Genomic DNA, 26,431 nt, shown 5'->3' with positions numbered 1-26,431 from the left:
GCGGTGGCGGGAGCTTGGGCATGAGAACGGTTTCCTTGACCGACCCGGGATCCGTTCGTGACTTGGCGATGTCTGCAGGTCCCTTGTTCCCCGTGTCGCCACGCTCCCTCTGCCACACGAGATAGGCTCCGCAGTTGCTGCAGAAGCTTTCACCGTCGTTGTTCGGGGTACTGCAATCTCCGCAGATCAGCACCTTGGGGCTCCTCAGGAATTGTCAGGCAATAGGGTGACTCTGGGCAGTATCTCCAGCGTGTGGGGGACGTGGGCCGGCTTCGCGGCGTTGATGACATGTTCCAACCGTGGAACGCTTACGTCCTCCCGCGAAGCTGCAAACACCTGAATATGTAGAAACGGAGCTCCGCTGCCCGGAAAATCCGCACCCGGAGTCGACGACCAGGACGCGCCACCGCTATCCTCGATCCGCACATCCAGGACCCCTCCGACGGCAAGCCGGACAGCGTCTGCCACCCCGGGGACGGTTCCGCGGCGGCGGTGGATCATTGCCGCGTTGGCAACCACATCGCGCCGTTGCACTGCTGACCACGTCTCGTCCAGTCTCACTCCTACCCAATCGGCCAGCCAATCCAAGAAATCCTCGGGAGCAAGCCGCGGGTCTATGTATGAGGCCAGCCCGTCCAGTGTTGTGAATACCGGAGCCAGTGCGTCGTCGAATGCCATCAGGAACCGCTGTAGGAATTGGTCTTCCTGGAGGACTGCGGGGAGCCGCGGCGCCAGTGGCACCGCGCTTGGCAGGCCCTCAACCATTCCGCGCATCGACGGCTCCTTCCGAAACACGTACTTGGTGGTCGACGGAAAACACCAAGGCGTTCCGCTCGAGTTCGACCCGCTGCAACGGCTCGCCCCGCCGGCTGGTGATGGGATTCGCGGCGAACACCAGCACTTCGTCCACAATCTCAGTTCCGGACATGCCCTGAAGAACCGCGTGGACTTCCCCGGCATGGACCGGACGACCAAACGGCCAGCCTTCGCCGTCGGGACCGCCACGGATTGGGTCGAAATATCGATAAAGGGCCCGGAGAGCATCCCGCTGCAGGACCTCCCGTGAGACCCGGGGACGGGCCGTGAGCCTGGCTACAACGGTGATTCCACGGTAGAAAGGCGGTTCCACGAGAACCCGGGCCCCGACGGGCCGCCGCGCGTCGAGATAGGACGCGACCTCCGAAAGCGTCTGATCGTCTGGTACCAGGTCTTCGAAGGCGAGGCGCTCCTCCTTGTCCGGAACGGCGGCGGGAACCACTAGCACCCTCACACCGCCGGCTTCTTCGTCGGCCGTTGCAGGGATGCATCGGACCCGGGCGATATCTGGGGCGGCCCGCTTCGCTAGTTGCTCGTAGTCCTCAGCCGTGATCGCCCGATCACGTGTACGCAGTGCCAGCGGGCCACGGACCTTGGCCTGTTCAATTGTTTCCTGAGCGACACCGCCGTGGGCCGCCCGGCGGTTCTCGACGCTGTTGACAAATGGGATGGTGGACCTTAGTACAGACACGGCCCGCGCTGCGACGTTCCCTTTCGGGCCGCCTCCCGTCCTGTAGTGCGGGACCCTGACCGGGCTTCCGGCCGGGGGCACGGCCCCGTAGTAGCGAAGGGACCCGTCAGGTTCCCGGACAGCGGGAGGGAAATGCACTGTACCGGCAGTGCGGTCAAGTGCAACTACATGATCATCCGGGCCACATCCGGCAAACGAATCCACTTCCCTCCAGGAATCCCAGCCGGAGCCGGAGGCAACCTCAACAAAGAAGTCGTCCGTGCCAGGAACCACCGGGCGACGGCCCAGCTCAAAGCTCTCTCCCGGGATGCCCTCCGAGATGCCGATGACCTCGTCGGTCATCGTCTCAGCATGGACGGCGGGCACCGACCCGCCGATCGTGAATGCGCCTGCAGACCTCACTGTGGGAGAGGCGCTGTAGGAGGGGAAGCCGGGGGTCGGCTCCACAACGCGGCATCTAAGCCACCCTGCCCTTGATCCACCCACAACGGAGGCACGGTGCTTGTGCGGCAGATGAATGATGACATCACCGGACCGGTTGAGGCCGCCGGTTCCGTCGCCGTCCAATTCGCAGGAAACCCATGCGGCACCATCCCATGCTTCCCACAGCAGCGGCGGGTTCCGTGGATTGACCCCAACGCCCCTGACCTCGCACTCAAACCGCAGGGCCACGGCGCAAGATGGCGCCTGATCGTTGAGCCCGAGCAGCAGAACGTCGCCGGGCACTGGAGGAGTGCTGAAACAGGCGAATTCGCCGTCTCCGTGCATTGCCTCCGCGTGTGGCACCGGAGCCCCGCCGTCGGCTTGCGCCATGACATGGGCCAGGCGGCGCGGTGGAATCGTCAGCTCCCGCGTGGTGCTAAAAACTATGGCCTCCTCCTCCTCGGTGCGCCGGGTTGAAGCTTCTGTTCCCGGCGGAATAACGACGGCATCGGGCTGGGGAGCCGAGAGCCGCATCAAAAGCTCGACGGTGGCTGCCGTTGGCGGGTGGAGGGTAACTCCGAGTAGGTCCAGGAACGCGACGTATAGGCGGTCGGGCACGCGGTTGAGCCGATAAAGCAGCTGATCAACCATGAAGGCGAAGGATTCGATAAGCGTCACGCCCGGGTCGGAAACGTTGTGGTCCGTCCATTCGGGGCAGTAGTTCGCCACTAGACGCTTCGCATCGTCCACAAGGTCTTGGAAGCGGCGGTCATCAAGATTGGGCAGGGGCAGCATCAGTACTCACGCTCTTCGCCGTTGCGCGGAATGACGTAGAACGGGAATACAAGGTTTCGTGGGTCGTTCGTGCCCCTGATGGTGTAGTGAATGTCGATCAACAGCACCCCGTCATTTGCCCCGTCAAAGTGCACCTGCACCTTTTCGAGCTCGATTCGGGACTCCCAGCGGTTAAGTGCGACTCGGACCACATAGGCGATGTCTCCGGCTGTTGCGGCATCGGCGGGCGCAAAGACATAGTCGTGGATGGCGCATCCAAATTCCGGACGCATAGGCCGCTCCCCGGGCGACGTTGCCAAGATGAGATGGATGCTTTCTTCGATCTCGCGCTGATCATGAACCAAGGCGATGCCGCCTGTACTATCTGTGCGCAGCGGGAACCCCCAGCCGGCGCCAATGAATTCCTGTCCCACTCTTTCCGTCCTTTCGTCAGTCAGAGGCCCTCGGTTCGGGGAGTCAGTTGATACGCACTACGCCGCCTTTGACCGTTGTCGTGGCGCCACCGGTCAACTCGGCTGTCGCGTCTGCTGCCACTTTCACATTTGGTGCTTTGAATTCAGCTGATGCGCTGCCTGCAACCGTTACGGTGGCCCCTCTCAACTCCAAGCCGGTCGAGGCTTCGACGGTCACCTTCCTGCCCCTGATAAGCACCTCGCCCGTGGACGTCACGACTGAGACGTCCTTCTTCGCCGTAACGTTGACCGGCCCTTCGGAAAGCACCTCAATCGCCGAATCCGGTTTCTGAACGAGAGAAATTTTTTGTTTTCCGCCATGGGTGCTGACAGTTATCTGCTCGCCTTCGGGAGACTCCAGGAACTCCACCACCATTCCCGTACGGGAGACAAACGCTCGGCGTTGGACGGCCCCGTCAGTGGCTCCTACATGTTCCGCCCATGCTTTGTCCGGCTTGTCTTTGCCGTTGTACAGGCCGCCTAGGACGAACGGTTGCTGGAAACTGCCGTGCCCGAAGGCAACAAGCACTTCGTCCCCGACTTCAGGGAGGACGACGGCGCCACGGGAGGCGCCGGCCCCTGCCTGGACGGTTCGCGCCCACCAGCTCTCGTAGTTGTCGGATAGGACCGGAAACTTTACCTTGACCCTGCCCTGGTTCTCCGGGTCCTTTGCCGCGGTCACCACGGCGTTGACGACGCCGGGCACAGCCGTCCTGTTGCTCGCCCCCGCTGCGACTCCGTAGAGGGAACGTTCGGATTCGTGGCTTACCGCAAAGGTAGTGAGGTAGCCGCTGTCGGGACTGAAATCGTGGCGTGTGGAGCTCAGCGTGTACTTGCCGTCAAACGGCTTCCCGGCGCCTTTCAGGGACACAGCCGCACCCGCTCGCAGCTTTGGGTTTCCCCGGGCAACGCCGTCGAGTTCGGCAAACGCCCCGCTTAGACGGGATGCCAGGGCGGCTGCTGTGGCGTCGCACTGTGCGGCTTGGTCGTAGGCGGTGGCCGGCGCGACGTATCGTGGGCTCCGGAACGTCTTGGCGAGGTCTGCCGGGTTCGCGTCCTTGAGCTCGGCGCTGCGGGTTTTTGCCGGGGCCACGGCGACAATGGCCCGCTTGGCCGCGACGTCCCATCCCCTGACTTCCACGTCGGGGACCTGGTCCGCCGAGGTGACCGTTCCTCGCAGGGCCACCAAGTTGACTCCGCGCTGTAGGATCAAGGGCTCGTTCTTAGCTCCGCGGCCATCTGCCGGGGCTGTGGCCGAGTCTGTGGAGGCCGTAAAGTGCAGCGCGCCTTCGGAGACGGAAAGCACGACGCCAGTTTCAGCAGCTAGCCGATGGAGGAATTCCCAGTCGCTAATTCCATCTTGTGCAACGTGCTGCAAGACAGGGCCTTTTCCGTCGATGATGCCTGCCTTGATGCCGGCCCGCTGCGCGACCTTGCGGACTATGTCGGCTGCGGTGCTCTGCAGGTATGCCTCCACCCTGCGGCCGCGGAACAGTCGGTGGGAATGGTCCAGTCCACGGACGATCGTGTAGAGGCCGTCGTGGTCCATTTCCGTCTCGAGCGCCGTGATTTCCCCGGATAGTAACGGGACCGGGCCTCCCGGTCCGCTCTGTTGAACGAGCAGGTTGACGGGGATGCCGATGCTGATCCCGGCCTTGTTCAGAACGGTTGAGTACTCGTCGTTGAAGCGGAGCACAAAGAGGTCGGGAACGTTGCTACTGTCGTCAACATAGCCGGACACCAGACGCGCGGCGATGTCCGGTGGAAGTGGCTTCCCTGCCACTTCCACCAGGAGCATGTTGCTGAACTCTTCGTTATAGGCCACGGCTAGCGGCCTCCTCGTGCCCGACCGGGTCAGGTAGTGCCGCTGTTGGAAGTTCGCTGACCGCGGGGAGTAATACGGAGGTGCCTGGCCGCAGTCGCATGGGATCATCAATCCCGTTGATGGCCGCCACGGCCCGCCACAGGGCAGTATTTCCGTATTCTTTGTAGGCGATTCCTGCGAGGGTGTCCCCGTCGACCAGGACGTGCATGCGGCGGGGCACCAGACCGCCCGAGGTCGGGTTTTGTTTCGGTGGATCACCGGCTATTTCCTCAAGTGTGACGGTACATGTTGCGCGCACGGGTATTCCCGCGGCTGTAAACAGTGTGTACTTGGCCTGGACGCTGGCCACGTAGGCATGGAATTCGGTGTGCTTACCCCATCTGAACATTACCCATGGCGGGGAGCCTTTCCCCGCCTGCACTGAAGCCGGCGTGGGTGCGCAGCAGTCGAACAGCTGCTGGACGCGCTTCACCACGGAGTCATCTTGTTTTCCGGAGGCGTCGAAGAACATCTCGACTGTGATTTTGGAAGGCATGGCGCCCAGGTATTGCGGCGCTCCAGCCTTTTGGTTGGCCTTTGCTGTCTGGCGTACCCAAGAAGCTGCCTTTCCCAGGCTTAGCTCTTTGGGATTGAACTGGAAATGAATTAGCCCGAACTGTGGGCCAGGTTTGTCCAGTGAGCCGTCGAGAGAGGGTTCGGAGAGGATCAAGTACGCGTGCGAGAGCTTCAGTGCTTCTTCGCCGCCGCGATGGGGGGAACGGCCGGCAGCGACGGCGGCGGCAGCAGCGGCATTATTGTCCTGCTCGGCCTCCGCCCGGGTGGTGAATGCCTGAGTGGTCATCGTCCGCTCCTACTGGCCCATCTTCGAGACGAATCCATGGTGGGCGATCTCCAGCGACTCCATGATGACTTTGGGCTGATCCGGGTTCAATGAAGGTCCTTTCCAACGGACCGGGACCACGTCGTAGAGTTCCCATCCCGCGATCTTCCTGCCGTTCGAGGTCATTACCTCGATGGTGCCTGTGCATCGGGTGTATCCCGTGGCGATGCCGGCAAACCATTTGGCGATCTTCTCCGTGTCCTTCCCCAGCGGTCTGGTCAGGGTGATGTTCGGGTACTTTAGCCGCGTGGGTAGTTGCCAGATAAAGGCGTTGTTCCCGCCTTCCTCTCTGGATTCAATGACCACTTCGCAGCCAAGGCCTTCGCAGGTACTGAACGTTCCCAGGTCAACGCGGTCCAACGCCAGCGTGTACCGGACGCTGACCGCCGTATCGACATCCTCCAGCAGCATGGTTCCTCAGTTCATGTCAGTGCGCAGGCCGCGGCGCTCGCGGTCCAGCAGCATCTCGGCCTTGATACGGCGGATCAGTGGCCCCGTCAGCTGCTTGGCGAGCTCTTCCAGCTGTTCGGGAGTGGTTGACGGGGCAGCCGCGCCTGGGCTCCGGGCGGTACCGTTTCCCCTCGTCGTGGATGCCTGCTGGGCGGTTTCCGCCGGAGCGGTTTCCGCGTAGGTCTGGACGTTAGCCACGGTGTTTGAAGTGTCCGACGTCGCGGTCGCCGAACCCGCGGGGGCCTCGAGGCTCGCGGTCGGGACATCTCCTCTGGCTTCAAATGCGGAGATAGCAGCATCTCGCTGAAGGCCGTCGCTGGCCGCAGCACGGGGGGTCGGTTGTACAGCGAGGCCTAAAGCACGGGGCGGCGACCAACTCTTGTAGGTAGGCGTATAGGCGGAGAGTTCTGCAGCGGTTGTGTTGGCAAGGCCTCCTGCTCGGACAGGAGCGCCCTTAGCATGGGCTTCGGGTGGAAGAAGGAGCGTGGCCGACGATACAGCCGATCGTTGCAGCGTGTCCGGTCCTCTCCCACCTGATTGCGTCCCGGTACCGTTCATGACTGGGCGCGATTTGGCCAGCAGCCCAGTACCAAATGGGAGCCTTTGCCCCTGGCCAGCAATTTCCTCCCTCTCTTTAGCGAGTGTTCGCTGAATGGATCTTCCGACGGCGGCGTCCGGCTCCCGTGGTGCCCCAGGCCAAATATCGGTGGCAGGATCTGCCTCCGATGCGGAGACTGAGGCGATGTCGAAGCCACTTCCGGGGGCACGATCGAAACCGATATCAGTGACGAATCCGGATTCCCAAGGTACTCCGAGAGGCGTCTTGGCTGATTCAGCAGCGTCGCTAGACATGGGCCCAGTCGGCCCGGGCGGCCTGCCGTTGGGAGCGATCTCGTAAGGCCGTCCGCCTGGGCTCGGGGTCGGCGCTGAATCGTGCACCAGCTTCCCTCGCTCCTGTTGCACTGTGGCGGGCATGGCTGTCAGCCGCTGCCACGTTTCCGGCATGGTGCCAGGAGAAGATGTCCGGACAACGCGGAGGACAACAGGAGTGGCTGCTGTCGGAATCATCCGAGCCCGCGGTTCACCCGATGGCTGCGCTGGTTGCGTTGACTGCCCTGACTGGCTGGCTCGCTGGACCGGGAAGACAGGCTGATTCGACGACGAAATCGACCCAACGCTCGGCCCGTCGCTTTGGCGGCTGTGCCGTTGGCCATTCTGGCGTGGTTCGGCTTCGCGTTGGACATAGGCGCTCGCACTATCGACATCACGTTGGGCAGGCCTATCTCCAGCCACGGCCGAGCCGCGCCGGAAATCGACGAGCGGCGGACCGAGGTCGGATTCCGCAGCCGGGTAAACGGATTCTGCTTCAATCGCTGCTACACCGTTCCTGTCTGCTGCTAAGCCAATTCCGGCGGGCTCGGCAGAGATAACGGCGCTAATCGCGCCCCCCGTACGGGCGTCGTCGACATCCGTGCCGCCGTCGGTTGCCTTGCCGGTTGCCTCTCCACTGACAGCAAGTGCCAACCGCGAGGCGACGGGCATCTGCGGCGGGCTGGCTGGACTAGCGTCCGTGAGGCGCGCCTCAGGTCTGGCCTCAAGATCTTCATTGGCAGCAGATTCGTGAGGAACGGCAGTCGAGAAAAGGGTTGCTGCCGTCCCGTCAGGAGGCATCGAAGGCTGTGGTTCGGGCGCGGGGGCTGTCTCGTCAATGGTCTCATTAGTCCGAGGATTGGGCTCCTGGACGGAAGAATGGACGGAGGGTTCAGCGTACCCGAACAGGTCAGTTGTCGAGCGCTGCACAGGCAGGCCCGACAGTCCGTCGGAAGCGCCCGCCCCCGGTCCCGCCGGCTCGTCGGGCTCGGAAAAGGAGAGGGGCATGCCGAGTCCGAGCTTTGACGGATGCGGTACCAGCGGAGACTGCGGCGAAGTCCCGGCCGTGCCGGACGATGTCCGCTGCATAGCGGGTGCCGACGGCAGCGGAACATACGTGGCATGCCCATCGGATGTGCTGCCATCGGTGCGACCCAGGGCCCTTGCCTGTGATGGCATTCGCGTCCGGGAGTCTTCGGAGAGGGTCTCGGAGAGCGGCGACGCGGATGTTGCTGACTTCGGGGCCGATTCCGGCGGAACTGATATCTCGGGTTCCGGTAGCAATCCGGGTTCGTGGAGCGGAATGGTATCCACCTGGAGCGTCGGGAAAGCCTCGGGTTCAGCAGCCAGCAGGGAGGCGCCGGCCGGAATTCCGCCGTCGGGCGCCGTGCGCTGAAGTGATGACACGCTTCCCCGCCTGTCCGGCTTGGTGCGGAGGTGAGGTGCTGGAGGCGGCAACAGCGTCATCTCTATCGAGGACGGCGAATAGCCTTCGTTTCCAGGAACAGGACCGCCGCCGTCGACGTCGATAACCCCTGGGGGCGCGTCTGCACTGACAAGATGTGCCATGGGACCAGTGAAAGACGGGTCGCACCAGGCGGCGAGGGTGCCGGTGAAGTGTTCGGGATCCGCGGTCAGCTGGATGTTGCCGGTGGTGCGTTGGAGCGGCGGCAGGAACGCCCAGCCTTCGGGCGGAACCTGGGACATTACGGCTGGCTGTCCCGCACGCCCACTATGGATCTCTTCAGCCCCGGGTTGGGTCCGCTCGCGTTGCCAGGGCCACCGCATGCTTCACCGCTCCTGGGACAGACGGGTATTAATTCCTGCGATTTCCTGGACATAGCGGAGCCGCTGGCCATGTTCGAGATCCAGGATGTCGTTGAGCGGCCAGTGAAAGTGATACGCCACGTACGACACCTCCTCATAAATCCGGTCCGGCGCGTACGTCATGATTCCCCCAGGCGGCCACCGGCAAGGTCAGCAGTGAACCGGTGCGAGCATTCTGGGCACGTGACAGCGATCCTGGTGTGGCCCTCGGCGTTGATTCGTCGGTAGAAGTCCTGCAGGAAGGCGACATCGGAAGCGAACATGTTTTCCACCACCGCGGACGTGACGGCCCCTAGAGTGCCAAGTGCCGTGATGACCCTGCCCAGAAGAACCACGGTGGTGTAGGCAGAGTTCTCCTGAACGCGGGCGTCGTACAGAGGCAGCAATTCGTCCCGGGCCGTCGCCAGCCGCATTACACCATCCCTGTGGACAGTACCGTCTTGGTCCATGTACCCCCGGGGCAGGACAAATCTGAACTCAGTTCGCAACTCCTGGCGGTCCGTTGCCCCGCCCCTGTCATTCGGCCGATCCGCCTGCCCGTCAACCACGTCCGGGTCAGCGAACACGGCAGCGCTGTGTGTCCGCTGCATCACGAGACGGTTGATTCGTCATAGCAGATGACAAATTTTTCTGTGGCTTGCTCCGTAGCGCCGGCCTTCAGGGAATTCAGTTCTACGCTCTTCACCCAGCAATTGACGAAGTTGTAGGTCTTGAGCGTCTCCCCTTTGTAGTCGAGCAGCGCGACTGCAGCCGTCTTGCGTGCCCCGGCGACGTCACCTTCCATCACGGTCTTTAGCCAGTCGGTCACGGTCTTGCTATCGGTCAGTCCTCTCGTGACCGTCAGCTCCCCCGCTTTCGGCCGGCCGATGAGTTGCCGGACGACGTACTTGCCATCCTTCGTCTGCTGCTTCAGTTCGATCTTGTCGACCTCGCTCTTGAGACCGCTCACCTCAATCACTCTCGGCACTTCGATGCCATCAATAGTGACCGTGAATCCATTCGCCGCTGAGTTGTCGAAATCGCCGAGTGCCATGGTTTTGCTCCTTTGAACTGGAATTACTCACTCACGAGGCTGGTGCCGCCGGAGTACTGGGACAGCTGGAAGATGACGAATTCAGCCGGTTTCACGGGAGCAACCCCTATTTTGCAGACCACTTGACCGGCGTCGATGCTCTCCGCCGGGTTTGTTTCGGAGTCGCACTGTACAAAGAACGCCTGCTCGGGCGTCAACCCAAAGAGCGCTCCTTTGCGCCATTCGTTTGTCAGGAAGGCGCTGATGGTGCGGCGGATCCGGGCCCACAGCGCAGGGTCGTTCGGTTCGAAGACAGCCCACTGGGTCCCCTGAAGGATTGACTCTTCGAGGTAGTTGAAGAGTCGGCGGACGTTCAGGTAGCGCCATTCGGCGTCGCTGGAGAGGGTCCGTGCGCCCCAGACCCGGATCCCGCGGCCAGGAAATGTGCGGAGGCAGTTGACGCCGATTGGATTGAGCAGTTCCTGTTCGGTCTTGGTGATCTGGGCCTGCAGGCTGGTGACGCCGCGGATTACCTCGTTGGCGGGGGCCTTGTGAACGCCACGGGTGTCGTCGTTCCGAGCCCAGACTCCTGCCATATGGCCCGACGGCGGGATGAACCTGCCGGTGCCTGTGGACGGGTCAAATGTCTTCACCCACGGCCAATACAGGGCAGCGAATTTGGAGTCGAAGCCGCCACCGTCCACACGCCAGTTTTTGATCTGCTGCGCGTTCAGGTTCGGTGGCGGATCGATGATGGCGATGCGGTCGCCCATCAGTTCGCAATGGGCGATCGTGGCGAGCTGGACAGCTTTGACGGTTTCCAGATCTATAGAGCCCTGTTCGTAAGCGGACATCAGGTCTGGGACGGCGACCATAGTCACATCGTCAACGGCTTCCAGCCCGCTGAACCCGGTACGGTCCGCTGCGTCCCCGACGTAGTCATCCACGTTCAGTTCTTCGGTGCTGGGCGGTTCGGGCTCAGGTTCGGGAGCGACCAACTGCACGATGCCCTTGTCAGGCTTCACGAGGGCCCCGCCAGTGGCGACTTCTTCGAGATTAACGATCTTTGACTCAGCGCTGACTTTGGTGGCTGCATTGTTGGAACCGCGCTTGGTGGTGACGTTGTCCCAAATCTCCGGCGGTTTACTCTCAGCCGTGACGACAATCTTGAACTGGTCCTCCGGGGGATTCTCACCGCTGGGATCGGCGATTTCCACGGTCACCGGCCTGGGGTTGGCAGCGTTGGATTTGGCCGTCACGCGGTACCCGCCGAGTTCGGCGGTCGGCGGCCCGGTCACCCTCGACTGTTGCTTTGGCTTTTCCTCGCTGGCCCCATCAGCTCCGATACGAACCACGTAGCAATTGCCCCCGCCGTTCAGGAAGTAGCCGTAAACGGCGTGCGCAAGATATGAGCCAGGGATGAAGTCTCCGAAGGTCTCCGAGAACTGAGTCCAGTTGGACACCAGGGTGGGCTGGTTATCGGGTCCCTTTGCGGCGAGGCCAACGAACGCAGCGACGGCTGTGCCCACTCCCTCGATCGGACGAGTGCCTGCCTCGACCTCGTTTACGTACACACCTGGCGATCGATAGGTTGGCATCTTGTCTCCTCGTTGAACCCAAAACGTGGTTCAAGGTTCCTACCGGGAGGGTTGATGCGGTACGGCTTTGCGGATGCGTTCACGGGAAGGGCGAGGTGCACGTTGGGGCAGTGTGAGAGGCCTGTGGGGCTAATCGCCAAGGGCGCTGGCCACCACTTGTACCTTGCCGCGGAATTCGCCCGAGAAGCGATGGAGGGATTCCTCACAGCTTGGACATATCTCCTTGTTGGCCAAGATGTAGATGGATCCCTTAACCGTTTTCCCGTCGGCCAGCATTTTCCGGAGGGTTTCGGCGATCTCCTCAAGAATCTTATTCTCCGCATCGTGCACACGATCACCGTGGCCGGGAGCGATTTTCCCTTCAGGCCAGTCCGTGACCCGATTGGCCCTTAGCCACTCTTCCTTCTCTTCAAGCGACCCGAACTTGGGGATACGTCGGGGATCCGGGTCTGTTCCATCCTTCGCCACTTCGAAAGGTCTGAGAACGTGCCGCTCGTGTCCGGCGGGGCCGGTAATGTCGGATCGTGGCGCTGGCCCCCGCCGCCCACTCTTCATTTCAATGGTGGTGCGACCGGGATAGCCACTGATCATAACCTTTCCCCGAGCAGTTGCGGATCCTTTTGTCCAGGGTTTTAGTGCAGCCTTCAACTCCCCCATCGCGGCCTCCATCTCGGCAAGCGTCTCCTCAGTAAGATCGGGATTCACCACGCCGTGGACGGACCAGTGTTTGCCGTGAGGAATAAGTTCAAGAGTCGACATCCGATAACGGATCTTAATCGCCGCCAAGATCGGTATTAGGAGTTTGCCGGACACAGGCTTGCCAGCGAATCGATTCGCCGCCGCCACGGCCGCGGAGACGCCCTTCAGGAGGCGGTCCTTCTTGGCTTTCTCGATCTGCTCGGGCGTCGTCTGCTTCACCCCGAGCTTCTTCTTCGCTTTGCCCAGCAATTCCTTGCCCTTGGCCCTGACCTTCCCGCCGACCTTCTTGGCGAAGCCCAAGAACTTCTTGCCGTACTTGATCGCCTTGGTGACCACCCAGTCCACGACGGCATTGATGGGTTTTTGCAATGTCTCCAGCAGCTTCTTGATCTTGCCGGAAATACCGCCCAGCCCCAGAAGCGAAGCCAAGAATCCGATGAGCACCGGCAACATCTTGGCCAGCGTCTTTTCTATATAGCCGGCGACGGCACCGACTCCGCCAGCGGCAATCGACTCCACGGAATCGAGGACGGAATCAACAAATGCCTTGATCTGCTCGGCCTTCTCCACGAAGAACATCACGACGTCGTAAATCATCTTGCAGGCCTTAATGAAGGCCGATGCCGGGTTCAGCATCGAGATCAACCACACAATCCCGGCTTTGATGATCTCTACCGAGACCATCTGCTGGATCTGGCTCATGATCATTTCTTTGACGTCGCCGACCTTCTCCTTCACCCACTTCCAGAGGCCGCCGACACCCTCCTCGACCAGAACCTTGATCACCGTGAGGCCCTGCATCACTTTTTCGAGGGCCGGAGCTCCGATTTTCGCCGCAATCCGCGCCTTAATGTGTGCCACGGTCAAGCCAAAGATCGACATCAGCAGCTGGACGATGCCTTTGAGGTCGAACCTCGCTGGCAGCTCAATGCCACCTTCGGCCAAGGCGCCCAGGAGCCAGCCCTGCAGGCCTTTCTTCAGGTGCTCGGCGATGTTCTGTCCGAACTGGACGATGCCGCCCTTAACCGCGTTGACGAAGTTGCCCAGGAACCCGATCGGATCTTTGATGATCTTCGCGACGGCATTTGCCGTGCGGGCCAAGACACTCATCAACATGTCCTTAAGCTGAATGATGGTCTTGATCGCTCCGCCTACGGCATTCTTCGCCTTGTCCCAGTAGCCCTTGTTTTCTTCCTGCATCGCCGTGATTTGCGCGTCCACGGCTGTTCGGGATTCGACGTACTTGGCTGCGAGGTCGTTCACCAGCGCGTCCTTCTTGGAGTCGACATCGGTCTCCAGTTGGTCGAACTGGCTGGCAAACTGCGAGGCGGCTGTCTGTGCCACCTTCTGCAGGTTCTTCGGCTTGGAATCCACGTAGGCCTTGATGTCGGAGCGGCCCTTGGCGATGCGCTCCTTGGCCTTGGTCAGCTGGTCGCCGATCGTGTCCGCAATGCGGCCGATCAATGCGGCCATCTCTTTCTCGTACTTCAGCCTGGCAGCGACGTACTCCTGGTCGGCCTCCTTGGGCAGGTTGAAGATCTTGTCCTTGGCCCAGAGCAGGTCGCCGCCCAACCCGGAGTAGCGGCGGTTCTTATAGTCCGCCATCCGCTTCTTGACGTCCGCTGTGAACGCGTCCCTCACCTTCTTCTCGCCGTCCGTGAACTGCGCGGACACGGTTCCGTCAAGGGCACCCAGAATGGAATCGACTTCTTTCTTGGTCCCGTCGAAGATGGCTTTGACCTCGCCTGCCACCTTCGCGCGTTCCGCCTCGTCCTTGGACTTCGCTGAACCCTTCGCGGCAGCGGATTTGCCCAGAGCGCCCTTCTTCGCGACGAGCATGCCGCCGAGCCCATCGGCACCGGCACCCTGCGCGGCCTGTTTGGCCGCGCCGAGCCGTGCTGCCTCGGTAGTCCTAAACGCGGCCGGTGCCGACGCCGAATGCTCCTCGCCGGCCTTTTTTGCCGCGACCGCCCCGACTAATTCGGGCTCATTGGAGGTGGCCAACTGCTGTTCCGAAACGTCAGCCTCCGCCATGGCCGCGTCGGTATCGCGCTTGCCGCCACTGAGGTCGGTCTGCTGAGCGGGGGCGGGGGCAGGCATGGCGACGGCGGCGTTTAATCCGGCCGCAGCGGGTTGGGCTTCTGGCGCGAGCGGCGTGACCGGCTTCTCAACAGCCTTCGATTGGTCCGGTGTGGCGGCGGTCTTTTCTGCAATGTCTTTCGCGGAGGCAGCTTTGCCGTCGGTGACCTTGCCGGCCACCTGCCCCTTGACCGCCTCTGACTTCCCTGATCCTCCGAAGTCCTCCGCTTCTTCTAGCGTTTTCGGCGCCTGTGCCGCGATGGCAGCCTTCACCGCAGCAATGAATCCCGCCTTGTCAAAACCCGCGGGTTTTGCCGCAGCCATCGTTGCGGACTGGGCTTCCTTCGCCTGGGCTTCCTTGTCCCCCGCAGGCGGGACGGCCGCGTTCTTGACCTTGTCGACTTCGGCCTGCGGTGACGGATGGCGCCGGAGCGCCTTGGCTTGGGTAGCGGCCTTGGAGGTGACGGCAAGGAAGCGCGGATCGTTGCCCGGTGCCAAGCCGGCGGGGCGAACCGGGCCGGGGCTTTCGGCCAGCCGTTGGACATAGGAAGCGACGGCGGCGTTGCCGGCGCTGCGCTGCAGCACGTGGAGCATGGCGGCTGACCCCGGACGTTGGCGCGGGGTTGCCGGCCCTGCGCGTTGTGCAGGAACCTTCCCTGAACTGCCCTGAAAGGTCGTCGGCATGGGTCCCGCCAGCAGGAATTAGCCGGCGTCCTCCTCATCGGCATCGTCCCGCTGAATGGACTGTCCGTCCACGAAGAAACCCTGTGCCGTGTCCTTTTCCGGCTCTTCTTCTTCGCGCTGCGCTGTTTCCTGCTGCAGTACGCGCTGGACCGGGCCCCCGTCTGTGAACGTCCCCTGTGCGGTCTCTTCGGCAGCGTCGCGCTGTACGATGGCGGCGCCAGTCACAAAGCGCTGGGCGGTCGCGGGTGCGGCCGGCTCGGACATGGCCCGTTCCGCAGTAGTTGCCGCTTCACGTTCGAATCTGTCGGACGGATCGCTCACCCGCACGCCGGTTCCCGTCGCCGTTCCGTCCACCGGTCCAGTCCGCTGCTGCACCACGTGCGTCAGTTCGTGCGCAATCATTGTCCGGCCGGCGTCGGATCCGGGGTCGTACTTGTCCCGTTGGAAAACGATGTTGGAGCCCACGGTGTAGGCATGGGCGTTCACGGATGTCGCCGAATTGTGCGCCGCTTCGCCGGTATGCACGCGTACGTCCGAGAAGCTGTGTCCAAGCCGGCCTTCCATGTCCGCTCGCACTGGTTCCTCCAGCGGCTGACCGTCGCCCGAAGAAATTACGTCGAGCACCGGTGACCGTTCGGCCGCCAAGCGTCGCGCGCCGCTGTTTCCAATGGCGCGCTGCAGCGCGAGCATCCCGTGCGATCCCACCACGTCCATCCGGCCTGCTGCCGCTGCCCGACCCAGCATCGCGGAGTCCACCGTTTCGGTTCGGATGGCCTTAGTCCGCAGGCCGTCGTCGTGAGACTGGTCGTGGTCGTGGCTGTGCATGATGCATCCCTTTCTTCAAACCTACACACCGACGATGCGCCGCACCCTGCCGGCCTGCAAGGGCCGTACGGCGTCTAGGTGGGCGACCGACAATGCCCAAAGGGGCAGGGCGGCTACTCGCTAAACCTCCGCGCCGTCGCCAGCATCCCCCAGTACGGGCCGAACTCGCTTTCGAGTGTCAGTCGTCCCAGCTTGCGGTACTCGCGCTGCACGGCCGTGACCAAATGCTTCATGGTGACCTTCCCGCCGTCGTCCGCTGCGAGATAGGCGGCGGTGACGGCGGCCGAGCGGATGGCCCCTCCAGCCAGTTCGAACGCCTGCCCCAGGAAGGCGAGGTCAATGTCCGCGGCCCTGTCCAGTGTCCGCCCAAGGCAGCGGTCCCACAGCACCGAGCGGTGCGCTGCGTCCGGGAGCGGAAAGTCGACGACGACGTCCAGCCGCCGGGTAAATGCCTCGTCGATATTGGCCCGCAGGTTGGTGGCTAGAATGGCCAGGCCGTCGAACGTCTCCATCCGTTGGAGCAGGTAGGCGCTTTCAATGTTTGCGTAGCGGTCATGGGCATCCTTGACCTCGGAGCGGCGGCCGAACACGGCGTCGGCTTCGTCAAAGAGCAGCACCCCGTTCACCCCGGACGCTGCCGTGAAGATCCGCTCCAGGTTCTTTTCCGTCTCCCCCACATATTTGTCGACGACGGTAGCCAGGTCCACCACGTACAAGTCCAGTCCCAGCCCGCCGGCCACAACTTCCGCAGACATGGTCTTTCCCGTCCCGGAATCCCCGGCAAACAGGGCAGCAACGCCGTGTCCTCTGCCGGCGCCGGGCCGCATCGCCCAATCACCGAGGACCTGCTCGCGGTGTTTGGCCCGCAGCGCGACCTCCTTTAGCGCCTGCAGCACGGCGTCAGGCAGGACCAGGTCCCCCCACTCCACCACCGGATCGACGCGCCGGGCCAGGCGGTCAAGCGCGGACCCATTTTCGGCTCTGGCCCCCGCTCGGAGGTGTGACGCGACGACACTACCCTCGGCTGTCAGGGCCGCCTGCACCCGTGCGGATCCTGCGGCCCGGGCAACCTGCTCCGGGCGCAGCCGGAACGCTGAAGTTGCTGCCTCAACATCCAGCCCCTTTAGCGGGCCGAGCGAATTGCGCCACAGTGATGACCGTTCCGCCGATGTGCTGACGGGAACGTCAACCAGGAGTGGCGGCCGCGTGGTCCAGGCCGGATCCCATGCAGCGTCCCCAATAAGCAGCACGGGCTGCGGCTCGGCATGCAGAGCCTCCAGCACTGCCGCCTGGTCCGCCACCACAGCTAGGGGTCCCGCAATAAGCCCGGCGCCCCGAAGCCGCGTTTCACGCACTGCAGCTTCCACGAGCAGAAGCGGCTCACGCTCGGCGGTAAGCCGGGTCAGGTCCAGAAGCACCGTTTCGTACCCCGCTGCATCCAGGGCACCAGCTGCCAGCACACGCCCTGAGCCCGTAGGTGGTTCCCGGAGATAGGCAAAACGGACGCCGGCTCGGAGGGCGCGCGTTAGCGGCACAGCGTCTCCCCAGCTGACCTTTGGAGGTTCGGCCAATACAGCTTGGAGAGATAGTTCCGGACTATCATCGCCCAAAACATGGCCAACGACGCGGTCCGGCACCCGCAGCGCCCGTCCAGGTAACGGGCGGTCTGGATCCTCGACAAGCAGCAGTCCGCCAGTGATAAGCGGTCCGGTCAGCAGCCTTGCTCGGCCATAAGAGGCGGACAAGGAGGTCCCGCAGAGCGCCAGCGCAACGGCGACCGACGGGCGGCGGCGGGTAACGTCGTCGTTGAGGTACCCGAAGAGCTGCTCAAAGCGCGGGTCAAGGTCGGCCGCGAGCGCGACTAGCAGCAGATCGACGTCGAGCGGGGCAAGGTCAAAGGTAGAGGCGAGTTCCCTCAGCCGCAGACGGTATCCTTGGGCCTGGGCGGCGTCCGCCAGCTGCTCGCTCTCAACATAACGCGGCGAGTGCCAACCGGTGTTCGCGTCTGACCACCGTCCATCAGGCTGGGTGTATTCCTCCCCGAGCAGACGGTCGACGGCAGCATCGCTGAGGTAGAGCCCTCGGAAAGGGTCGTCCGGCTGCGGGTCTTCGGCGCGTCGCGCCGCGACCAGCAGTCGGATTCGCTCCTCTACTGCCCCCACGCGGCCAAGCAGGTGGGCGAGGCTGGGATTCTCGGTCATAGGGCGAGCATCTCTGCCGTCACCTCGATGGTCGGCGGCGGGGTCCGCGCACCGCTGCAGGCGGTGGGACGTGCTGGTGACGTCCGATATCGGCGCCTCCGCTGACCAGGTCGGACATGTCCATATGCGTCCCGTTGGTGGCGGGCGCCGCGGCCTCGTATACGATGCCGGTGGCGACCGGAGCGATGACCACGATATCGAGTGAGGGCTTCAGTTCTCCTCCCAGGGCGGACCACACGTCGGCGAACGCACGGTCCTCCGGGGGAGGAAGACCCACTGTGACTGGTACGACGAGTCCCGTCTCCGCGAGTGGTCCGACCACCAGCTCGTCCGGAAGCGCCTCATGCTTGAGAAAGCACCGCAGCAGCTGGTCCAGCAGCCGGTGTTCGTCTTCGGGTCGCTGAGTCCATGCCGTGACGAGATAGGAGAGCTTGAAATGGCGGGGAGCAGGCCGGCGTGTTCGGACATACCCGTCGTCTCCTCGTTCTTCGGACAACCCGCGTTCCCTCCGCCGCAGGTCTTCCCGGATGTCGTAGAGGTACAGGTTCACTGTAGGTGCGTTGCGGCGGCTGGCCCAGTCTTTGGTGGGTGCATCGAAGACCACGTCCACTTCGGAACCATCCAAGGCTTCGGTACGGACCAGAGTCCGCAAAGCGTCGTCGATCTGGGCGATCACAGCTCATCCTCGTCCAATGAAGTCAGGCATCGGAGCCACAGGACGGGCGACTATGAGGACTGGCCCGCGGATCTCGCCGAAGAGCGCCTCGGCGTCAGCGCTAGTGACGATGATTTCTCGCGTTCCCAGCTGGTCCCGGCGAACCACCAGCAGGCCCCTGCGCAGCTCAGTGCCGTCGTGTTCGATTTTCGTGGAGTCCGGTGGGATGCCCTTCGACCAGGCAAGTCGCGCTGCCGCAGCCGGAGGCAGGCCCTCAACGATAACGGTGACCACGTCGCCAGGTTTCGCTACGGCGGGATAGATGGTGACACCAGGTTGGTGGACAGTGAATCCTGCGCGGGCTGTGTTGTTGTCCGGTTTGGGGTCCGCACTGGACGTGCTGGCTTCGACGCTGATCTCTTCCTGACGGGCAGACACTCGACCGGTAGGTTCACTCGGCGGCATGTTGAACGTCAGGTCCACCTCGCGGCTGCCTCCCGAGTCCAGGGACCCTAGCGAACACTCGCCGTCACGGCATTCGTTGCCCGGCTGGAGGGTCAGCGAACCTGTTGTTGACACTTTGATGCTGATGTCGGCTACAGCTGCGGGGCCGTTGTTGGTGACTTTGGCTTTCCCTGTTGCCGGCCTACCGCCGTTCCATCCTTCGCTTTGGTCGAGAGTGAGTTCCACGGCAATGTCCGATGAACTAGGTTCCGGGGTGTCAACTCCCCTCACCCGCGTACTGGTCTTGGCCTGGTTGTCGGAAGTAAGTGGTTCCGGAGTATCGGAGGTGACGGTGGCGGTCGATATGTGTTCCCCTTCAGCGTCCCCTTTCACCTGGACTTCGATGTTTGTCTCGGCGCCCTTACTAAGGCTTCCGTCGAGCGTGCACTGCACGGACCTGGTTGTCACGTCGCAGCCTTCCTTGGTCGTGCTAAGCGCGGTCAGTCCATCGGGCGTTTCCATCAGGATCTTCACCGATGCCGCGGGAGACGGGCCCTTATTAACGGCCGTCGCTTTGAGCGTTGCAGTGCTCCCCGTGGAGATGTTGTCCGGATTCGTAGCAAGCCGAACCTCAAGATCTGCCCATGGTTGAATTGCAGGTTGTGTTTCCGGACCGCGGTCCTGTACAACTTTTCGGAGTTTCCTGCCATCCCGGTCGACGGCGTAGATGCCCTGATGGTCCGGCTGGCCGGTGGGCTGGCCGGCGAAGTAGATCTCACTGCCGTCCGGAGACCAGGCAGGGTCTACAGCAGATGAAACTGCTGCCCGGTTGGCCGTCGGCTTGCCTGCTGGATCGAATCCAGTGAGGGCGGTGATCGACGCGGCGGCGTGAGGAACGTCTGGACCGCCTGCCTTGTCGTCGTCCTTCAGGACTACGGCCTGCAGCATGCCGCGGTCGGTGACGACGATCCGGGTGCCGTCCGGCGACCATGCAGGGTGAGCGCCGATGATCGCACAAGCGGCCGTGCACCGCTCCGGTGCGTTCACCGGATTGGCCTCGCCCGTGGTGGCATTCAGCACCCACAACTCCGGCCGAGCAGTGAGCGGTTCAATCCGCGCGGGCAACGCACCCGTCGGTTGAGCATTTATTGCCCCTACTGGAGCATTCTGAGCGGTGCCCGGTGAGGATACGGGACGAACGCTGATTATCGGTGGGGGCTCCGAAGGAGGAGTCGATGGTGGCACTTGACTTTGCGATGGACCGGGTCCCTCAATGATTTGCTCCGGCACATCCACGGTGACGACTGCCTTGTTGTTTTTAAGGACTGTCTCGCCAGGCGTAGTTGAAACGTTTCCCGCGACAGTCTGCATGCCCCACGCATCAGCGCGTACGGTGAGAGTCCACTCCCGGGGAGGATCCTGGGACGTGAGTGCTGGAAAAGTGCATGTGATGTCAGCGCCACTCGGGGAGCACTGCCCCGTCCAGTCAGTGATTGTGAGTCCCGAAGATGGGCTGAACATTACAGTGGAAGCCGCCGTCCGCCCCGGGCCGCGATTACTCACGGAACCGGTCAGATTCACTGACTCTCCCCGGTACGTGCTCGTCTTCTCCGGAAGAAGCTCGATCTGGAGGTCGCCCACATCAATGACGATGGCGATCTCGGCCGCATTGTTTTGAAGGATGACCTCACCGGCTGCGCTTGGAACCTTTCCGGTGACCGTCTGCTTGCCCGCCACATCAGCGTGTACGGTCAGGGTCCATTCCCGCGGCGCGTCTTGGGAAGTGAGTGCCGGAAAAGCACAAGTAATATCTGCGCCACGAGGGGAGCACTGCCCAGTCCAGTCGGTGATGGTGAGTCCAGATGATGGGCTAAACGTAACAGCGGAAGCCGCCGTCCGACCTGGGCCGAGATTACTCACAGAACCCGTCAAACTCACCGACTCTCCCGGGTACAAGGTCGCCTGCTCCGGTCGAAGCTCGATCTGGAGGTCGCCGGCATCAGTTTCGATGACGGTCTCGGCTGTGTTGTTTTCAAGGACGGTCTCGCCGGCTGCGCTTGGAACTTTTCCAGTGACGGTCTTCTTGCCGGGCGCATCAGCCCTTACGGTGACGGTCCACTCCCGCGGTACGTCCTGGGAATTGAGTGCCGGAAAAACACAAGTAATATCATCGCCATGAGGCGAGCACTGGCCAGTCCAGTCTGTGATTGTAAGTCCCGACGATGGGCTAAACGTCACAGCCGAAGCCGCTGTGCGACCCGGGCCGAGATTAGCCACAGAGCCGGTTAGACGCGCCAACTCCCCCAATTGCGTGGCCGTCTTCTCCGGAACAAGCTTGATTTGGAGGTCGCCCGCATCAATTTCGATAACGGCTTCGGCCGTGTTGTTTGTAAGATCCGAGTCGCCAGGCAAACCTAGTCGCACGACAATTTTCTTGTTTCCGACTACGGTACTTCGCAACGTCCACTTTTGGACCGAACTGTCTCCTGGGGCAAGAGGTCCGACCGGACACGTGACAACTCGTGACGCGTTGCTGCATGGTGCTCGTGCCCCTGTCACAGCCAAACCCTCCGGAAGTTCGAGGACGATGTTGGCTGAATCAGTTGTGGCGTGCCCAACATTTGTGATGGTCGCCGCGACCACTATCTCTTCGCCGGCATGGGCCGACTTTGGAGCTTCGAGTTCGACTTTGAGATTCGGAGCGTACGTCCGGGTTACTGCAAGGAATGATCCGTCCGGGGACCAGTTAGGATCCTCTTCCCAGTAGCGGACGTCCGCGGGAGCTTTGTTGCTTACCTGGCGAGAAGGCGCCGGGGCACCGTCCGGTCGTTCTGCCCCAAGGTCGAGGATCCAGGTGGCCGGGTCGCTGTAGCCGTCGCCAGTCCAGGAATAGCGTGTAAAGGCGATCCGCCGTCCGTCCGGGGACCAGACCGGATCGCGGTCGACGTCCCTTTCGCCGCGCTCGTAGTTAAGCGGACTGGCGTCGGAGCCATCCGCCCGTCCGCGGACGAGTTCCCAGCCAGTTCCTGTGCCAAGCTCGTGGCTCCACAAGAGCGCCGTCCCGTCCGGCGAATATGCGGGTCCGGCATTATCTAGCGTGGCAGCAGCAACGACGCGCCGTGCCGAACCGTCGAACGCGGCGGCATCGGAGATGTCTGCCTTTGGAGTCCTAGCGGTGTAGGCAATGAACGTTGACACTGGGTCCGAGCTAAGCCATGCCGCATGGGACTCCGCAGTACCGGCATCCGCGGCCGCTCTCACAATTCGTGACGGATCAATTTCAAACGAATTGTCAGCGAAGACTAGCTGGGCAATCAGAACGTCGCCCGAAGGATCGTCCCGCCGGGATGTGAAAGCGATTCGGTCGCCGGCAGGAGACCATGCAGGCTCCGAACTGCCAAACCCCGGCGCTCGCCCAGAGTCGGCTTCCGTATCTGTGGGCCAGAGAGGGAACACTTTTGGCATCGCGGCCGCACCGGAAGTGATCTGCAGGGCCGCCAGGCTCCCACCCCTGTTGTACCTTGTGGTGGTAAACGCAACCCAGGTTGGTCCAGACCCCGAATCTATATCCACTTGCCGATATGCTGCCGGCTGCGTGTCCGCATCCGGACCAGCAGTGAGCTGGATAAGGTTGGCCTCGGAAGCACCGCCCGGTTCGGGTACGGGTAGCTGGAAGAGATCACCCAGGGGGTCCTTCCGTCCGCTGCTAAAGATGACCGAGGACGAGTCCGCCGCCCAAGTGGGCCAAGCGTCGTCAGCATCCGAGACAGTCAGTTGTTGCGCCTGCGGACAGTCCTTCAGGTCCTCCGCGAGACGCACCAACCAGATGTCAAGGTTTCCTCTCGCATCAGAGGCGTACGCCAGCGCCGTTCCATCCGGCGAAACTACCGGATGAAATTCCGCCGCGCTGTTGTCGCACGTGATGCGCTGCTGAAACGTGCCGTCAGGGTCATTTCTCTCTAGGTACACCTCCCCTTGGGGACTGTCCTTGGTGCTGACATACGCTGACCGCTGCGCGTTGGAACCGGTGGAGAGTTCCCCCCTGTAAGCCGTGGAATCTTGCTTTTCCCAGGGTTCGGGCGCAGAACGCCGAGGAACAGAAACCTTGAGGATCTCGGCACGTCCTCCAGTGAAAGCCACCTTGGGTGCGGCCGGCTCAGGGACACTGACCGCCGCCGGCACCCAAGCGCGAGAGTATGCCATTGGGACAGGCGCGGACGGCGGCGCCCAAAGACCCGCTAGGGCAACGGCGCATGCCGTTAGCGACGCGACTGCCCATCCTGGTTGTTGCACTGGCCTCTCTCCTGGGTCATGGAAAGCAGCGGCGCGCCCTTCGGCACACCTCTATGCCCTGAAGATCAGCCTGATGCCTTCTGGCGGGTCCGGCATCAGCCACCGGGCACACCTACGGGAATGTGATTGTGCACGAAGGGGCAGAGGCCTAGATCAGCCCCTCCCGTAAAGCGTAGGCGACTGCGTGCGAACGGTTCCGCAGCTGCAGGCGGGTGGTTACATCGTGGACGACGTTCTTCACCGTCCGCTCCGAATACGCGAGTTTTCGTGCTATTTCAGATGTATCCAGCCCGTCGGCCAGCAGGCGCAGAACCTCGACTTCACGGGGCGCAAGCCCAGTAAACATGATTCCTCGCGGTCCCAGCACATGACGCTGCAGTTTCCCCACCTGATCCAGAAGCCGCCCCAACAAATCCGGAGGGACGCTGCCTTCGCCGGAGGCAGCCGCCAGAATAACTGAAACCAAACGGTCCGGTGTCGCGTCGCATCGACGGACCAATCCCACAACACCCGTTTCAACCGCTTTGACTAGATCCCCGTCGTCGAGGTGTCCCGCCACCAAGACGGCGCGGGCCAAGCCGGTTCTCTGAACAATGCGGAGCAACGTGAGTGTGTCGTCGTCGACCGCATCTGAGACCACCACGACGACCCTCGCCTGTTCTGTGTCATTGGCCTTCACCACTCGAACCTCGGGACGCGCCCGCAATTCGCTGGCGACACCGGCCTCGGATATTGGGTCACGTGCGTGGACCCGTACGGTTATTGGTTCCATTGATCCTCCTTCGACTGCCAGGCCGGGGCGGCTGGCGCCCGTAGACCTGCCGTGACCGCTTTGTCCGGCCCAGAACAAAGACCATAGCGGTGAGTGCTCTTCGTGCAGTCAACATCCGCTCAACGGGCAGGAACTGTGCCCCTAAAACCGTTCGGCCGCCATGCTTCTGTGCCGAAATTGGGTCGTAGTCTCGGAGGACCGACGGGTGCGGTCGTCCGTAGACGCTGCTCGGTTTGGGAGGAGAAGCTATGAGCATCATTGCAACGCTGGATACGGCCGCCCTCAGCCTGGAGGCCGGCAGCGAAGCGTCTGTACCGCTGCACGTCCGCAATGACGGCGAAATCGTTGAAGAATACGTACTTGCCGTCGTCGGACCCTGCGCTTCCTGGTCTGAAGTTGTTCCGGGACGGGTGTCGCTGTACCCCGGACAAGATGCAACGGCGTCCGTAGAATTCCGCCCTCCTCGTTCCGCCACTGTTCCTGCGGGCGAGTTCTCGTATGGAGTTCAGGTCCTCCCCACGGAACACCCGGAAGATGCCGTCGTACACGAAGGGGCAATAATTATCCTTCCGTTTTACGAGACTACGGCTGAACTTATGCCCCGAATGTCTAGGGGTAGATTCGGCGCCCTGCACCGATTGGCGATTGACAACCGAGGAAACGCCCCGCTGACGGTGACGCTCACCGGTGACGACCCCGGTGAAATGCTCGACATGATTCCACCCGAACAGATGCTGACTGTGGAACCGGGAACGGCAGGGTTCGCCCGAGTTCGAGTGCGTCCAGTCAGGAAAATCTGGCGGGGGATGTCTGCCACCCACACCTTCGCGGTCAAAGGTACCCCGGCAGACGGGTCCTCGTTTGTCCTGGACGGCACGCACCTCCAGGAACCGGTGCTACCATCATGGATCGCAAAAGCCGCCCTCGCACTGATGCTGCTTGCTCTTGGTATGGCTGCCCTTTGGTACCTGATATTCAAGCCGGCGGTCGAAGCGGCCGCCAAGGGAGCTGTAAGCGGCACGGTCGAGCAAGCCAATCAAAGCGCCTCGCAGGCGGCCTCAAAGGCGACTGAGGCATCGGCAGGAGCCGCAGATGCGGGCGTGGCGGCCCAGTCGGCGCAGAAGGCAGCCACGAGTGCGGCAACGTCCGCAGCAAAGGCAGAGAAGGCAGCGGGCGGATCCAGTGAAACGGAAATAGTCGGTTCCATTGCCAAGCGCCTCGAAGTCGAGGCAGCCGCAAAAGCATCGAGTTCCACACCCTTCGTGTTCGAAAATCCTAAGGGAATCTTGAACCTCACTGACATTGTCTTGAACAACCCTCAGGGCGACTTCGGACGAATAAAGTTGGAACTCGATGGAGTCCCGCTCCTGGACATGGCACTGGAGAATTTTCGGGACTTGGACTACCACTTTCTGACTCCACTCAGGGTAACGGCAGGTCAGAGCTTGAACCTAACGATGTCCTGTAACCGAGTGGGGGCACCTCCAGATCAGCCTGCACTTTCCCAATGCAAGTCGGCTGCCTTTCTCAGTGGCACGATAACAATAGTGACCCCCTCCTCTCCCGCTCCCACCAATAAGGGAAGCTGATGCCTACCGGACCCGCCCTTCGGGTCGGAGATACATCCCTTTGTCCACTCTTTGACGGACCTAAGCCGCACGGCGGTGGACCAGTAACTCCGGCGGTGGCGATAGTTACGGTACTCATAGGCGGCATGCCAGCGGCAGTAGCAAACTCCGTCCCTGGTGGAATTGTCTGTGTCTCCCCCGCCCCAAATGGAATCGCCTCCGGAAGCCTTACGGTCATGATCGGAGGCTTTCCAGCTGCGCGGGTGGGAGATCTAACCCTCCACGGGACACCGATAGCCCCTGGTCCGGGATGCCCTACCGTCATTATCGGCGGTTGACCTGGGCAGGCTGATTGGAACAAAATGGCAGGCTGATTGGAACAAAACGCGGTGTACCTCAGGCGCATGGCGCTCGAGAAGATCCGGCGCGCAGGGGAAAGCATGAAGCAGGGAGCTAGGGTCCAGCTACTGGCTCCGGCTGGCAGCCGGTCATTCGGGTCAGGACGCTCCGTCAGGAGCGCTCCCGATGAGGAGGGTCAAAATAAGTCACGGGAACCGACGACGACGGAGGCG

The 26,431-nt window shown here is 62.4% G+C and carries 19 protein-coding genes; 2 read left to right on the top strand and 17 right to left on the bottom strand.

The genetic code is table 11. The features are described from left to right. Positions 1-204 precede the first annotated feature (204 nt). From ACFTR6_RS15810 to ACFTR6_RS15730, 17 genes are all read right to left on the bottom strand, one after another. Positions 205-765 carry a phage tail protein I gene (locus ACFTR6_RS15810; protein WP_377958608.1) on the bottom strand — a complete coding sequence of 187 codons (561 nt, stop codon included), beginning with the start codon at positions 763-765 and terminating at the stop codon, positions 205-207. Continuing rightward, complete coding sequence (locus ACFTR6_RS15805; RefSeq protein WP_377958574.1) at positions 758-2,725, bottom strand: putative baseplate assembly protein; 1,968 nt, start codon at positions 2,723-2,725, stop codon at positions 758-760. The genes ACFTR6_RS15810 and ACFTR6_RS15805 overlap by 8 nt, the downstream gene beginning before the upstream one ends. Then, positions 2,725-3,138 (bottom strand): GPW/gp25 family protein, encoded by a 414-nt coding sequence (locus tag ACFTR6_RS15800; RefSeq protein WP_377958573.1) that lies wholly within the window; start codon positions 3,136-3,138, stop codon positions 2,725-2,727. Before ACFTR6_RS15800 ends, ACFTR6_RS15805 begins: the two co-directional genes overlap by 1 nt. 43 nt (positions 3,139-3,181) lie before the next feature. Further along, a complete protein-coding gene (locus tag ACFTR6_RS15795; RefSeq protein ID WP_377958572.1) occupies positions 3,182-5,002 on the bottom strand; it encodes a VgrG-related protein in 1,821 nt (606 codons plus the stop codon). Beyond that, on the bottom strand, positions 4,992-5,843 hold the full coding sequence (locus tag ACFTR6_RS15790; protein ID WP_377958571.1) for a peptidase M23: 852 nt from the start codon (positions 5,841-5,843) through the stop codon (positions 4,992-4,994). Before ACFTR6_RS15790 ends, ACFTR6_RS15795 begins: the two co-directional genes overlap by 11 nt. Before the next feature lie 9 nt (positions 5,844-5,852). Continuing rightward, a complete protein-coding gene (locus tag ACFTR6_RS15785; protein ID WP_377958570.1) occupies positions 5,853-6,293 on the bottom strand; it encodes a phage tail protein in 441 nt (146 codons plus the stop codon). 6 nt (positions 6,294-6,299) lie between these two features. Next, complete coding sequence (locus ACFTR6_RS15780) at positions 6,300-6,530, bottom strand: hypothetical protein (RefSeq protein ID WP_377958569.1); 231 nt, start codon at positions 6,528-6,530, stop codon at positions 6,300-6,302. A gap of 2,463 nt (positions 6,531-8,993) precedes the next feature. Further along, positions 8,994-9,152 (bottom strand): DUF6760 family protein, encoded by a 159-nt coding sequence (locus tag ACFTR6_RS15775; RefSeq protein ID WP_377958568.1) that lies wholly within the window; start codon positions 9,150-9,152, stop codon positions 8,994-8,996. Next, entirely contained in the window at positions 9,149-9,442 is a 294-nt protein-coding gene (locus tag ACFTR6_RS15770) for a hypothetical protein (RefSeq protein WP_377958567.1), read from the bottom strand. Before ACFTR6_RS15770 ends, ACFTR6_RS15775 begins: the two co-directional genes overlap by 4 nt. A 176-nt stretch (positions 9,443-9,618) precedes the next feature. Beyond that, a complete protein-coding gene (locus ACFTR6_RS15765) occupies positions 9,619-10,062 on the bottom strand; it encodes a phage tail protein (RefSeq protein ID WP_377958566.1) in 444 nt (147 codons plus the stop codon). Positions 10,063-10,085: 23 nt separating this feature from the next. Then, the gene (locus ACFTR6_RS15760) at positions 10,086-11,639 is read right to left on the bottom strand and encodes a phage tail sheath family protein (protein ID WP_377958565.1); all 1,554 of its coding nucleotides are present in this window, start codon (positions 11,637-11,639) and stop codon (positions 10,086-10,088) included. Positions 11,640-11,768: 129 nt separating this feature from the next. Further along, entirely contained in the window at positions 11,769-15,011 is a 3,243-nt protein-coding gene (locus ACFTR6_RS15755; protein ID WP_377958564.1) for a deaminase domain-containing protein, read from the bottom strand. 108 nt (positions 15,012-15,119) lie between these two features. Beyond that, positions 15,120-15,926, bottom strand: a complete 807-nt coding sequence (locus ACFTR6_RS15750; RefSeq protein WP_377958563.1) for a DUF4157 domain-containing protein — start codon at positions 15,924-15,926, stop codon at positions 15,120-15,122. Positions 15,927-16,039: 113 nt separating this feature from the next. After that, on the bottom strand, positions 16,040-18,127 hold the full coding sequence (locus ACFTR6_RS15745; RefSeq protein ID WP_377958562.1) for an ATP-binding protein: 2,088 nt from the start codon (positions 18,125-18,127) through the stop codon (positions 16,040-16,042). 19 nt (positions 18,128-18,146) lie between these two features. After that, positions 18,147-18,803: a DUF4255 domain-containing protein gene (locus ACFTR6_RS15740; protein ID WP_377958561.1), complete on the bottom strand. Its 657-nt coding sequence runs from the start codon at positions 18,801-18,803 to the stop codon at positions 18,147-18,149. A gap of 3 nt (positions 18,804-18,806) precedes the next feature. Further along, positions 18,807-23,195: a hypothetical protein gene (locus ACFTR6_RS15735; RefSeq protein ID WP_377958560.1), complete on the bottom strand. Its 4,389-nt coding sequence runs from the start codon at positions 23,193-23,195 to the stop codon at positions 18,807-18,809. 472 nt (positions 23,196-23,667) lie between these two features. Then, positions 23,668-24,291, bottom strand: a complete 624-nt coding sequence (locus tag ACFTR6_RS15730) for a LuxR C-terminal-related transcriptional regulator (protein ID WP_377958559.1) — start codon at positions 24,289-24,291, stop codon at positions 23,668-23,670. Between the two features lie 248 nt (positions 24,292-24,539). Between ACFTR6_RS15730 and ACFTR6_RS15725 the strand changes: the two genes are divergently transcribed. Next, on the top strand, positions 24,540-25,880 hold the full coding sequence (locus tag ACFTR6_RS15725) for a hypothetical protein (RefSeq protein ID WP_377958558.1): 1,341 nt from the start codon (positions 24,540-24,542) through the stop codon (positions 25,878-25,880). After that, entirely contained in the window at positions 25,880-26,197 is a 318-nt protein-coding gene (locus ACFTR6_RS15720) for a PAAR domain-containing protein (protein WP_377958557.1), read from the top strand. Before ACFTR6_RS15725 ends, ACFTR6_RS15720 begins: the two co-directional genes overlap by 1 nt. Positions 26,198-26,431: the final 234 nt, after the last annotated feature.

Origin of the sequence: Arthrobacter sp. NPDC057009 (genome assembly GCF_042673905.1) — a bacterium.
In the GTDB taxonomy this organism is placed as follows: Bacteria; Actinomycetota; Actinomycetes; order Actinomycetales; family Micrococcaceae; genus Arthrobacter.
Note: the sequence above shows the minus strand (reverse complement) of the source record. Positions and strands in the feature narration are given on the sequence as shown.